This is a genomic window from Streptomyces sp. NPDC053079 (assembly GCF_044546695.1).
In the GTDB taxonomy this organism is placed as follows: Bacteria; Actinomycetota; Actinomycetes; order Streptomycetales; family Streptomycetaceae; genus Streptomyces.
The window spans coordinates 788,857-801,226 of sequence record NZ_JBITZJ010000003.1 but is presented as its reverse complement, the minus strand read 5'-3'; the positions used below and the strand labels follow the sequence as shown (position 1 = coordinate 801,226).

At 71.1% G+C, this 12,370-nt stretch carries 10 protein-coding genes; 6 read left to right on the top strand and 4 right to left on the bottom strand.

The window, feature by feature from the left end; all coding sequences use genetic code 11:
- Window positions 1-201: 201 nt before the first annotated feature.
- The gene (locus ACIGXW_RS15780; RefSeq protein WP_399573472.1) at window positions 202-330 is read right to left on the bottom strand and encodes a hypothetical protein; all 129 of its coding nucleotides are present in this window, start codon (window positions 328-330) and stop codon (window positions 202-204) included.
- A 75-nt stretch (window positions 331-405) separates the two neighbouring features.
- Window positions 406-1,443, bottom strand: coding sequence for a winged helix-turn-helix domain-containing protein (locus ACIGXW_RS15775; RefSeq protein WP_399573471.1), 1,038 nt, complete (start codon window positions 1,441-1,443; stop codon window positions 406-408).
- Window positions 1,444-1,588: 145 nt separating this feature from the next.
- Between ACIGXW_RS15775 and ACIGXW_RS15770 the strand changes: the two genes are divergently transcribed.
- The 3 genes from ACIGXW_RS15770 to ACIGXW_RS15760 all read left to right on the top strand — a co-directional run bounded on the left by ACIGXW_RS15770 (window position 1,589) and on the right by ACIGXW_RS15760 (window position 7,061).
- Window positions 1,589-2,095: a hypothetical protein gene (locus ACIGXW_RS15770; protein ID WP_399573470.1), complete on the top strand. Its 507-nt coding sequence runs from the start codon at window positions 1,589-1,591 to the stop codon at window positions 2,093-2,095.
- A 26-nt stretch (window positions 2,096-2,121) separates the two neighbouring features.
- Window positions 2,122-3,075 carry a hypothetical protein gene (locus ACIGXW_RS15765; protein WP_399573469.1) on the top strand — a complete coding sequence of 318 codons (954 nt, stop codon included), beginning with the start codon at window positions 2,122-2,124 and terminating at the stop codon, window positions 3,073-3,075.
- A gap of 86 nt (window positions 3,076-3,161) precedes the next feature.
- Window positions 3,162-7,061 (top strand): GDSL-type esterase/lipase family protein, encoded by a 3,900-nt coding sequence (locus tag ACIGXW_RS15760; protein WP_399573468.1) that lies wholly within the window; start codon window positions 3,162-3,164, stop codon window positions 7,059-7,061.
- Window positions 7,062-7,148: 87 nt separating this feature from the next.
- Here the strand turns inward: ACIGXW_RS15760 and ACIGXW_RS15755 are convergent, their stop codons facing one another.
- Entirely contained in the window at window positions 7,149-7,619 is a 471-nt protein-coding gene (locus ACIGXW_RS15755) for a VOC family protein (RefSeq protein ID WP_399573467.1), read from the bottom strand.
- Between the two features lie 195 nt (window positions 7,620-7,814).
- Between ACIGXW_RS15755 and ACIGXW_RS15750 the strand changes: the two genes are divergently transcribed.
- Window positions 7,815-9,704 (top strand): ABC transporter ATP-binding protein, encoded by a 1,890-nt coding sequence (locus ACIGXW_RS15750; protein WP_399573466.1) that lies wholly within the window; start codon window positions 7,815-7,817, stop codon window positions 9,702-9,704.
- A gap of 271 nt (window positions 9,705-9,975) precedes the next feature.
- Entirely contained in the window at window positions 9,976-11,574 is a 1,599-nt protein-coding gene (locus ACIGXW_RS15745; RefSeq protein ID WP_399573465.1) for a trypsin-like peptidase domain-containing protein, read from the top strand.
- Between the two features lie 21 nt (window positions 11,575-11,595).
- Here the strand turns inward: ACIGXW_RS15745 and ACIGXW_RS15740 are convergent, their stop codons facing one another.
- Window positions 11,596-11,964 (bottom strand): arsenate reductase family protein, encoded by a 369-nt coding sequence (locus ACIGXW_RS15740; RefSeq protein ID WP_071963161.1) that lies wholly within the window; start codon window positions 11,962-11,964, stop codon window positions 11,596-11,598.
- Window positions 11,965-12,080: 116 nt separating this feature from the next.
- On the opposite strand from ACIGXW_RS15740, the gene ACIGXW_RS15735 reads away from it, so the two are divergent.
- On the top strand, window positions 12,081-12,368 hold the full coding sequence (locus ACIGXW_RS15735; protein WP_071963076.1) for a hypothetical protein: 288 nt from the start codon (window positions 12,081-12,083) through the stop codon (window positions 12,366-12,368).
- Window positions 12,369-12,370 lie beyond the last annotated feature (2 nt).

Here is a 12,370-nt window from a genome sequence, read left to right as displayed (position 1 = left end):
ACCCGGACAGTGCGCAGTGATCGCAGTATGGAGCTGATCCGTCCCGCCACGCGGCAGGCGCGGCGTCGGACGACGCCGCATGGGGGCTCCGGCCCGTGCGTCCGGACGCGTACACCCGTTCGGCGACGGGGTCCGCCGGCGCGCCGGCGAAAAGGAAGGCCGGCCGCACCGGTGACGGTGCGGCCGGCGCGCCCGACGGGGTCAGCCCGTCCAGCGCTGGTAGTCGAGCCCGTTGCAGCCGAAGGCCCGCAGCCCGTAGGCGTAGCTGTCGTCGATGCAACGGCCGGTGTTGGCGTGCTGAGGTGCCGACGAACCCCGCCCTGCGCCCACGAAGCCTGCACCTCCCCGCGTCGGCAGGGAAGGTTCGTGCACCGGCACGGGCGGGAACCGGCCACCGGAGGCCGCCTACGCCGAGACCACGCCGCCGGGCGCCGCCGGCGGCCGTCCCGGGAGGCGCCCGGCGCGCCCGTGGCGGCGGGGCGCCGCCGGTCCGGGCCGCTCGCCCCGCTCCTCGCCGAGCAGCCGGTCGGCCGTATCGGTGCGCTGGTAGTACACCTCCTTGCCCGTGCGCACCCGGCTGACCAGCCCGCCGCGATGGAGGTGGGAGAGGTGGTACGAGATCGTCGACTTGCCGAACCGGTGCAGGGCGGCCAGCTCCGTGGTCGTCCGGGGCGAGCCCAGCGTGGCCAGCAGATCGAAGCGCGAGCGCCCCACGACGTCGGCCAGCGGATGGCCCGCCGGTTCCTCCCGCGCCCGCGGAGGCCGGCCGTCCGGCCGGTGCGTGGGATAGATGAGATAGATGCCGCGTTCGTGCCAGGGGTCGATGCTCACCATCCAGTTGACGGCCAGCGGCGAGGGAAAGAAGGAGATCCGGCACGTGGACGTCGCCCCCATCTCCTGCGGGGTCCTCATGCGCAGGGCGCCCTCCCGGTAGGCGATCGCCGGATGCAGCGCGTCGAGGGCGGCCCCCAGCCCTTTCCGGGCGATGGTCTGCCCGCGGCATTCGAGGTCGGCCACGGCCTCGGCCATCAGCGAACGCGCCGAAGGGGCGAGGCCGATACTCCAGAAATCCTCCAGTTCGCTCGCGACCCGCTCGGCGAAGGCCGACTCGCCCAGTTCCAGGAATTGCCGGAAGGAGGGGAGTTCGGAGCCCCTGCCGCCGTGCGTCGTGTCGTGCGTCACGGACGCCAGCCGTTCCATCTGCCGGGCCACGACATGCGCCGGTGTCGTCGCCACGTGATGCAACTCCGCCTCGAGGTCCGGGCATTCCGCCTCCAGAGCCGGAGTCATGAAGTCCGGCGTATAGCCGCGGATGTCACGGCGCAGCGCGGTCAGCAGCGGCAGCCGCGCCCCGGCCAGTGCTCCGTCGATGTCGTCCAGCGCTCCCCGGTTGCGGGTGAGCGCTCTCGGACGATGCGGATGCAGAGCCGCTGCCACCTGCATCAAAGGAGATATCCCGAAGCGGGATTCCGCCAGCGCGTCCGCACTGAGAGAAATTTCAATCATCTTTCGACCGGCCCCCCGTTCACCGTTCGAACGTCATCGAATCTCCTTCTTCTACCAGGAGTTGTGATGTTTGGCTCGGTCAATGAGAACCAGAACATCGCCCGTATGGAGAACGGCGGCGATCGGCGCGTCCGTCGCCGGACTGCTGCTCGGGGCCACCACTACCGCGCACAGCAGCGGCACAGGCGCTGAGGCGACGTCGTACGAATCGAAGAACTGTGGGTCGCGCTATGAGTGCGTGTTCCTGTTCCACAACAGCATCACGCCGGGCATCCCGCTGGGTGCCTGTTTCGTCGCCGGCCGCAATACCCCCGACCACTGGGGGCGGACCGAGAGCGGGGGAACGCACCCGGTCCGTTACGTCTTCCGCAAGCACCAGGGCAGCTACTGCGACTCGAGCGGTGACGGGCAGGAACTGCGGAAGAACGCGGCGGCCGTCAGCAACCGCACCTCCAGTAACCACCGGATCTACACGGGCTACTCCTACACGGGTACGTCGCAGCGCATCAAACCGAAGCGCGAGGAATTCCCCGTCAACTTGAACCGGGCCCTGAAGAACAAGAACCAGTCCTCGCGGAAGGCCAATTAGCCGTCATGTCCGACACGACAGGAAGAATGCGGCGGACCACGGCCGTCGCGTTGACGTGTGCCGGTGTCCTGGCTGTGGCCGGATACGGGTTCCAGGCCCAGCAGGGCGGTGACGACGCCCGCCACGTACGCAACGCGGCGGCGGCCGCGGCGGCGGAACCGCGGGAGCTGTGGCCTCAGGAGACCCCGCAGAGCGGCCTCGCCCAGGGCATGACCCTGCCGCTGGAGCGCTACCTCGTGGCGTATCCGGACGATGTGGCCTACGCCAAGGCCAAGTACACGCTGGACCGCGCGTGCATGGCCGGCTTCGGGCTCGCGCTGAACGACCCCAAGCCGGGGTTCGCGCCGCCGCCCGCGTACACCTCGGCGAACATGCCCCGCCGCTACGGCGTCACCGATCCCGCCCAGGCCCGCGCCCACGGCTACCACCTCGCCGACGACGCCCGGGCGGCCCGGACGGCGGCGGGCGCCGCGGCGGAGGAGGAACAGACGAGCGAGGACGGCCACCGCGTGCTCTTCGGCGGCCCGTCGCCGACGGGTCCGGGCGCCCTGGTGACCTACAACGGCAAGCCCGTTCCGCCCGGGGGCTGCGCGGGCCAGTCCGTGCGCGCTCTCGGCGGCGACCTCGACGAGGACCTCGCCGACGAACTGACCGGTCTCTCCTTCGAGGACTCCCAGAAGGACCCGAGGGTCAAGGCCGCGCTCGCGGCGTGGGCCTCGTGCATGAACGGCAAGGGGCACTCCGTCACCCACCCCACCGAGGCTGCCCGCACGGACTCCGAGCAGCCGACCGCGCAGGAGATCGCCCGGGCCACCGACGACGTGGCGTGCAAGCAGTCCACCGCTCTGGTGCGGACCTGGTTCACGGTCGAGAGCGAGATCCAGAAGAAGCAGGTCCTCGACCACCACGCCGACCTGGAGACGGCCCGGTTGAAGAACGCGGCGGTGCTGCGCGCGGCCGGTGAAGCGGTGAAGCGGTGATGCGCCCCGGAACGGCGGGGAACCGCACGAGACGCCGAAGAGGTGCCCTGGCGCCGCTCGCCGCGACGGCGGCCGCGGCCGTGTTCATGAGTCTGGCCGCACAGAACGCCGTCTGGGCACGGGACGGCGCCCACGGGCGCCCCACGCCGTCCCCCGCGGCCACGGGCAGCCCCGCGCCGACCACGGTGCCCCCGGACCGCCGCGCCGACATCCTCGGCAAGGACTGGCAGCGCTCGCAGGACCGGGCCTGGACCACCACCGGCGACGGGGACGGCTTCCACATCCTGGTCGCCGACCAGAAGGACGCCTTCACCTGGCGCACGGCCGCCTCGCTCTCCGAGCCGGGCTTCGAGACGGACACCTGGATCGGCAACGCCTGCGTGACCGGCTCCGGCCGCAAGGCCGTGGTCGCCTACGCACCCCGCGCCTTCACCAACAAGGCCGACCTGATGCACCGCGGCGCCTTCACCGCCGTGGTCGACCTCGCCTCCGGAGAAGTGACCAAGCTCGGGACGCAGGCGTCGCTCGCCCACTTCAGCCCCGGGTGCGGCACCGGCGAGAGCGCGGTGCTCTCCCAGTACGCGGGCGAGGACAAGAACGCGACCCGCCTCGTCGAGGTCGACACGGCGACCGGCAGGACCGCCGAGCCGCTCGAGCTCGACGGCCAGATCACCTCGGCCGTCCCCGGCGGCAAGGGGCGCATCCTCGCCGCCGACTCCGCCCGGGTCGTCAGCATCGACACCGCGACGCGCAAGCGCACCCCGCTCGTCGCGACCGAGCGCATCCCCTTCCTCCTGAAGCCCGACGCCGACGGCGGCCTCGTCTACATGGACCGCCCCGCCGCCCGCGGCGTGAGGAACGACCAGGTGGAGCAGGGCGCGGTGAAGCGGCTGACCGCCGCCGACATCGCCGGGCCCGACGCCCGCAAGAACCGCGCCACCACGCTGGCCACCGGCCGGCTCACGGCCATGGACCTGTCCGCGAGCGCGCAGGGCACCGTCTTCATCACCGGCGAGGCCACCGTGGCCGGCTCCCTGCCGCCCACGGTCAAGCACCCGGGAGTGCCCAAGGAGTCCACGGCCTCCACACGGGGCGGGGCCCTGGTCACCGGCACTGCGTGGGCCGATGGCAAGGACTCCCGGATCCGCCCGGAGGAGGCCCTCGGCTCACGCAGCGCCAGGATCGGGCTGAAGGTCCTCGGCACGGGCAAGAAGGCCGAGTTCGAGGTCAAGCCGTCGGTCGCCGGTGCACGCTCGTCCGAGGGCCGGTCGCTCTCGCCGGCGCTCACCGCGAGCCCGGCGGAACCCTCCGGGAAGGCGTCGGTGAACGCCGCGGGCGGCTCGCGGGACTCGGCCGTCGAGGCCGAGCGCTTCTGCTCCGTGCCCCGCAACGACCCGCGCAAGCAGGCCATGCAGCCCAAGCCGCGCCAGATCGAGTGGGCCGTCGACCAGGCGATCACCGGCAACCTCAACAAGCACATATCCCGCCCCGCGAACTGGAAGAACCTCGGGATGGGCGCCTACAAGCCCCAGGACCTCTTCCCCCTCCAGAAGCTGTCGGGCGGCGGCCGGGTGCCGGCGCAGGTGATGCTGGGCATCACGGCGCAGGAGTCGAACATGTGGCAGGCGTCCCGGTACGCGGTGCCCGGTGTCACGGGCAACCCGCTGATCGGCAACTACTACGGCATCCTGTACGCGGCCGGCGGTGAGCAGATGGACCCGTGGAAGGTGGACTGGAAGAGGGCCGACTGCGGGTACGGCATCACGCAGGTCACCGACGGCATGCGCATGCACGGCAAGGAGAAGGAGGGCGAGAAGCCCCTCACCACCCTGCAGCAGGAGGCCGTGGCGCTCGACTACACCGCGAACGTCGCCGCCGGCGTCAACATCCTGATCGACAAGTGGAACAAGACCCGCGACGGCGGGCTCACCATCAACAGCGGAAACCCGAAGTACGTGGAGAACTGGTTCTTCGCGCTGTGGGCGTACAACGCCGGCTATTACCCGAAGTCGGAGGCGGCGAAGAACAAGGGCAAGTGGGGCGTCGGCTTCACCAACAACCCCGCCAACCCGCTGTGGAAGGCCAACCGCACCCCGTTCCTGGAGGACTACAGCGGCAAGGACGACTACTCCCAGGCCAAGCACCCGCAGGACTGGCCCTACCAGGAGAAGGTCCTGGGCTGGGCCGGACATCCTCTGGAGGCCCTGGAGTCGCCCGGCAAGATGGTCAGCGGCTTCCGCCCCGCCTGGTGGACGGACAAGGACTCCCGCACCAAGGTGAAGCCGGCCCAGGACCTCTTCTGCTCGGACGTGAACGAGTGCGACCCCTCCAAGATCAGCGACCATGACGCGAACCTTCCCGGTGAAGGTGCCTGCAAGCGCGAGGACCTGTACTGCTTCTGGAACCGGCCGGCCAAGTGGAAGACGTGCGGCGCCGACTCGACCCTCCAGACGTGCGGCAACGAGATCCTGCGGTTCGACGAGACGTACAAGGAGGAGGCCGACGGGGACGCCTACTTCCCCATCTGCCGCGACGACTCCGCCGCCAACGTCCTGGTCATCGACAACGTGCCCGACAGCACGCCCAACCCGCGCTGCGGCAAGACGCATTCACCCAACGGCACCTTCTCGTTCGACTTCGGTGCCGGGGAGACCAACGACTCCGGTGAACGGATCTGGCCCGCGAAGGTCGACACCCACCAGCTCGGAGGGGGCTACGACGGCCACTTCTACTTCGCCCACACGCGGGCGAAGGACCCGGACAAGAGCCGGCTGAAGGTCACGGGCACCTGGACCCTGAAGCAGAAGCTCACCGGCTGGGCCAGGGTCAAGGTCTTCATCCCCGACCACGGAGCGCACACCCGCGAGGCGAAGTACGACATCGACACCGGCAAGACGAAGACACACCGCATCACACAACAGCGCATCGCGGGCAGCACGTGGGTCAGCCTCGGGGTCTTTCCGTTCGACGGCATTCCGAAGGTGTCGCTGTCCACCGAGGCCCAGAACGCGAACGGAACCGAGGACATCGCCTGGGACGCCATCGCCTTCGAGACGCTGCCCGGCAAGCCGAAGGACGTCATCGTGGCGATGGGCGACTCCTTCTCCTCCGGCGAAGGAGCCTCCAGCTCGGGCGGCGGCGACTACTTCCCGGAGACCGACAACAACGGCGACGACAGCTTCCTGCGCTCGGCCTGCCACCGCTCCAGGCACGCCTGGTCCCGCGAGGCGAGGCTGCCGGGGAAGCCGTACAACATCGGCGACACGGGCGACACGGTGGATCAGGACTTCCACTTCATCGCCTGCTCCGGAGCCCGGACGAAACACATCCTCTCGGAGATGAACTCCGGGGAACGGGCCCAGATCGAGCAGGGGTACCTGGACGACAGTACGACGCTGGTGATGCTGTCCGTCGGCGGCAACGACGCCGATTTCAGCAGCATCGTCAAGAAGTGCTTCGCGTCCACGGACTGCACGGACCAGGACGCCGAGGAGCGCGCCCTCATCAAGGGCGAGGTGCGCTCGAACATCATCAAGACCCTCGACGCGATCCATGCGAAGGCGAAGAACGCCAAGATCGTCCTCATGGGTTATCCGCGGCTTCTGGAGGACAAGGCCGAGTGCCTGAGCGTCACCATCCCGCCGGGCCGCCAGTTCGGCATCAGCGCCCGCGAATCCCGGTGGCTGAACGAGATGGGCGATCTCCTCGCCGAGCAGATGCAGTCCGCCGCGACGGCCTCCACGCCGGGCGCCGCAGGGAAGGTGTGGTTCACCGACCCCAAGGAGCAGTTCAAGGGCAAGGGGATCTGCGGCGACCCGGAGAGCATCCACGGCATCGTCACCGACCTCACCCCCGGTGACGAGCCCGCGAAGAGCTGGGGACCGCTGGACTTCGGCATCTCCGCCCAGTCGTTCCACCCCAAGCTCGCGGGGGCCAGGCTCTACGCCGACGCGCTGGAGGCCACCTTCCGCCGGATGGGAATGTGACGGCGGGGCACGACAGCCCGAGTCCATAGGAACGCGCGGCCGCCTTCCCCGCAGGGGGGAGGCGGCCGCGCCGTTCACCCGCTGCGGTCACCCCTCGTAGGCGTCCACCAGACCCTGGATGTCGATCTTCTTCATTCCCAGCATGGCCTGCATGACCCGGTTCGACTTGACCGGGTCGGGATCGTTCAGCAGCTCGGTCAGCTTCCTCGGTACGACCTGCCACGACAGCCCGTACCTGTCCTTCAGCCAGCCGCACGCGACCCCCTCCCCGCCCGCCGTGAGCTTCGCCCACAACTCGTCGACCTCCTCCTGCGTCTCGCAGTCCACGCTGAGCGAAATGGCCTCGTTGAAGGTGAACCGGGGTCCGCCGTTCAGCGCGATGAACTGCTGCCCCGCGAGCTCGAACGTGACCACCATGACCGATCCCGGCTCACCCGGGCCGGCCTCGCCGTACCGCTGTACGTCGACGATGCGCGAGTCGTCGAACAGGGACGTGTAGAACGCGGCCGCTTCCTCGGCCTGGTCGTCGAACCACAGGAACGTCGTGATCTTCTGCATGCCGTGCCTCCCGGTGCTCCTCTTGCTCCTGTTGCTCCTCGTGCCTCTCCTTCTCCCCGCCGGAGCGGTCACCGAGGGCGGTCATCGCACGTTCGGGTGGATTCCGGGCCATTCGCCGCCCGCCGCGGCGCCCCGTACGGCAAGGTGCAAGCGCTCACCCCGCACCGGAGCAGCGCACCGACCACGGGAGGCGAGTTGACCGAGGCCATCGACAAGCCCCGCGAGGAATTGCGGTTCCGCTCTCCCAAGGTGGCCCTCTTCGAGAAGACCCCATTGACCGCCCGCTCGATGAGCAGGCGGCTGCCCCAGCTCGTGCGCAAGGCGCTGTCCCTGGGCTGGCGGGTGGACCGGCGTGCCGTGGTCCTGCTGCTGACGTGCCAGGTGCTGTCCGCGGCGTTCGAGGCGTTCGGGCTGCTGGCCACCACGCGCACCATCACGGCACTGATCACCTCCGGAGACATCCAGGACCGTCTCGGGGAGGCGCTGCCCTCCCTGGTCCTGCTCGCCGGCGCCGCCGGGGCCCGCGCCCTGCTCGGCATCGTCGTCCACACCATCTCCAGCCGTATGGCCCCGCGCATCTCCCGCGAAGCGGAGACGCAGATGCTCGAGGCCGCGCTCCACGCCGAACTCGTGGCGTACGACAGCCCCGGGTTCAACGACATGCGGGAGGCCGCCGACCGGGGCGCGGAAGTGGCCCAGGACCTCCTCATCGAGTCCCAGGACGTCATGGCCTGCGCCGCCTCCCTGGTCGCCGCGGCCGGGGTGGTGACGCTGCTGCACCCCGCGCTGCTGCCCCTGCTGGTGCTGGCGACCTTGCCCCAGGGCATCGCCAGCGTGAAGGGCGCCCGCGTCCACTACCAGACCTCCCGCACCCTGAGCGGCGAGCGCCGGGTCCTGAACCACCTGCGGTGGCACATGACCGACAAGGACCCCGCCGACCAGCTGCGCTCCTCCACCATGGCCGACTTCCTGCTCGCCCGGTACCGGGCGATCGGGGCCCGGGTCGACGCCGCGACGGACCAGGCCGTGCACCGGGGCGCGCGGTACGCGCTGCTCGGCGCGGTCGCCGGCGGGCTGGCCTCCACGCTGGTGTGGGCGGCCCTGGTGGCGCTGCTGGCCACCGGCCATATGTCGGTCGCCTCGGCGGGCACGGCGGTCTTCGCGCTGCGCACGGTCGGCTCGTCCCTGCGCGGCGTGGTGGGCTACGGCTCGCGGCTGTTCCGGACGGGGCTCTACCTCGACGACTGGGCCGAGTTCATCGAGAAGGCCGGCGGCCACCGCACGGTGCGCGGCACCAGGATCCCCGATGCCCCGCTGTCGGTGAAGGCGGAAGCGCTCACCTACCGCTATCCCGGCTCGGACCGCCCGGCGCTGGAGAAGGTCAGCCTCGAGGTGCGCCGCGGCGAGGTCCTGGCCCTGGTGGGCGAGAACGGCTCGGGCAAGACCACGCTCAGCAAGCTGCTGGCCGGCCTGTACCTGCCCACCGACGGCAGCGTCACCTGGGACGACGTGGCCGTCGCCGAGCTCGACCCGCACGGGCTGTGGACGCAGACCGCCGTCGTCCCGCAGCACTACGCGCACTGGCCCATGACGGTCCGGGAGAACATCACCCTCGGACAGCCGCACGGCGGCGACGCCGCCGTCCTGCGGGCCGCCGCGCACGCCGGCGCCGACGAGGTGATCGACGGCCTGCGCAGCGGGCTGGACACCCTGCTGGCCCGCGAGTGGTTCGGCGGAGTGGACCTGTCCGGCGGGCAGTGGCAACGCGTCGCCATCGCCCGCGCCTTCTACCGGCGGGCCGGGCTGCTGGTCATGGACGAGCCCACCAGCGCCCTCGACGCACGGGCGGAGCACCGCATCTTCACCGGCCTGCGCAAGGTCGCCCGCGACCGGGCCGTCGTCCTCGTCACCCACCGCCTGGCCAACGTCGCCGTCGCCGACCGCATCGTCGTCCTCGACCACGGCCGCGTCATCCAGCAGGGCGGCTTCGCCGAGCTCGTCGCGGCCCCCGGACTCTTCCGGGAGCTGTGGGAGCTGCAGAACGACCGGGGTTCCGCCGCGCCGGGTGCGGCGGTACTGCCGTAAAATCAGAAGACTCCCACGCCTGGGGAGTGGCCGACGGCCCGGTGTCTTTGAGTCAACCGCGAGCGCACTGCGGCCGCCCAGGTGACGGTCCGTCATGGCCCGTGCACAGCAGGGCCCATGGGGGACGAGCACTCCCCGGAACGCAGCGCTCCATGGCGCTCCCGCGTCACCGCGCGTGATCGTCCTGAACAAGATCCGCCCGCTCGCGGCCGCCGGAACACCTCTGTCAGGGTCGGGGCGTCCATCCGTCCCCCCAGCAAGGAGGATCGCCGTGAAGAGTGCCGTCCGGACCCGGAAGCGGGCCGCAGTGTCGGCCGGTGCGGCCGGGTTCATCGCCGCAGGGCTCATATGGGGAGCCTCCCCGGTGCAGGCGGCGCCACCGGCCGGCGCCGGCGCCCCCCGGCCGGCCGCGGCGGCCGGGGACGAGGCACCGCTGGTCGACGCCGGCTCCGCCGACGGCAAACGGCTGCGCGCCACCGGACGGCTCGTCGGCGGCGGCGGTACGACCTGCACCGCCACCCTCGTGCACGCCCCGGGCACCGTGAACCCCGGCGCCAAGGCGCTCGTCCTGAGCAACGGGCACTGCGCCGACGACACCATGGGCACGAACGACGTCGTCGTCGACAAGCCCGCGCCCGACGGCTGGAGCTACACCCCCGCCTACTTCCACGACAACGTCGCCGAGCACAAGAAGTTCACCGTCGAGCGCATCGTGTACGCCACGATGAAGGACATCGACGTCTCGGTGCTGCGGCTGACGGCCACCTACGCGGACCTCGCGAAGCTCGGCGTGACGCCGCGCACCCTCTCGTCCGAGCGGCCCGCGCCCGGCACGCCCCTGCGGGCCGCCCACGCCCCGACCGACGGCGTCGAACCGGGCCGGCAGTACCTGCGCCTGTCCACCTGCGCCGCCACGGCCTCACGCATCGCCCTGCACGAGCACACCTGGCTGTGGCGGGACTTCACCCGCACCGACTGCCTCGGCATCAGCGGCGGCTCCTCCGGCGGCCCCGTGACGACCGCGCACGACAGCGGCCGGCTCGTCGGGATGTTCAACACCATCGTCACCCCCGGCTACCTCGGGTGCGGGCTGGGCCGGCCCTGCGAGGGAAGCGGCAAGGGGCTCGTGGTGCCCCCGGACAAGGCCGCCTACGTCACGCCCGTCGACGCGGTCGGCTCCTGCCTGGACGCCACGGGCCTGCGGCTGCACAAGAGGGGCTGCCGCCTGGACCGGGGCGAGCAGGTGAACGTCGCCTTCCAAGGACAGGAGACCCGCACCGACACCCCGGACGGACCGGCCCGCTGGGATGCCCGCGTCACCCCGGGGGGTACGGCCCGGCACTCCTACGTCGCCTTCAAGAGCGGCCCGTTCGGGGTCGTCGACTGCACCAGCCCCGAGGGGTACGACAAGCCCCGCCGGCTGACCTCCGCGGGCGTGGAGCACAAGGAACCCCTGCCCGCGCACGACAACCTGTACGTGCTGTGCGCGGCCGGCGGGCCGGACGCCACCCTGAAGGGACCCGACTGGGCCGCGTCCCTCGCGCACCCGTCGTACGCCTACGCGCGCGTCGACAACACCGCGCCGACCGTGGCTCCCAAGGCCGACATCCAGCTGTTCGACGGCGAGGACGCCTCCTACTGGGTCCGGCCCGTCTACGCGCCCTGGGAGATCACCATGTACAAGGTCAAGTACGGCCCGAAGGCGGCCACCGACTGCACGGACCCCGCGGGATACCGCGACTACCTGAACATCCCGGCGACCCTCAAGGCCGCCGACGGCCCCTGGACGTACTGCGCCATCGGCTACGACAACGCCGGCAACGCCACGCCGCCGGCCACCTTCGCCGTAGTACCGCCCTCGGGCCGCTGACCGCGGCCGGCGCGGAACCGGTCAGCGCGCCGACCGGGACAGCGCCTCCCGCACCGCCTCGTCCGTGCGGGCCACCACCGCCGAGCCGTCGTCCGCGGTGATGATCGGCCGCTGGATCAGCTTCGGGTGCTCCGAGAGCGCCGTGATCCAGCGGTCGCGCGCGGCCGCCTCGCGCGGCCAGTCCTTCAGACCGAGCTCCTTGGCCGCCGCTTCCTGCGTCCGCGTGATGTCCCACGGCTCGAGCCCGAGCCGGTCGAGCACCGCGCGGATCTCGTCGGCGTCCGGCACGTCCTCGAGGTAGCGGCGCACGGTGTAGTCGGCGCCCTCCGCGTCGAGCAGGCCGAGGGCGCCGCGGCACTTCGAGCAGGCCGGGTTGATCCAGATCTCCATGGCCACCACCGTACCGTGAGCCCCATCCGACAGTGGCTGACCTGGGCCGTTGTCAGTGCCCGGCAGTAAAATGGGGGGAGTTGAAACAAGCGCAGGACCGCGTCAGGAGGATGCCGATGGCCGTAGCCGCAACACCCTGTCCCCTTCCCGACCTGCCCACTCTCGCGACCTTGCCGAAGAAGCGCCTGCCCGCCGGGCGGGAGCGCGACTGGTACGAGTCGCACAACCGCCGGCTGAAGGCGATGCGCCTGGTCATCGCCCTGCTCCACTCCGGGGTCTACCGCCCGCGCACGGCGACGAACCGCAGGATACGCACCGTCGCCACCCAGATCGGCGTGCACCGGCCCTCCGACACCACCTGCCGGATGGTGCGCACCCTCATGCGCCACGACAGCGGCCGCTGACC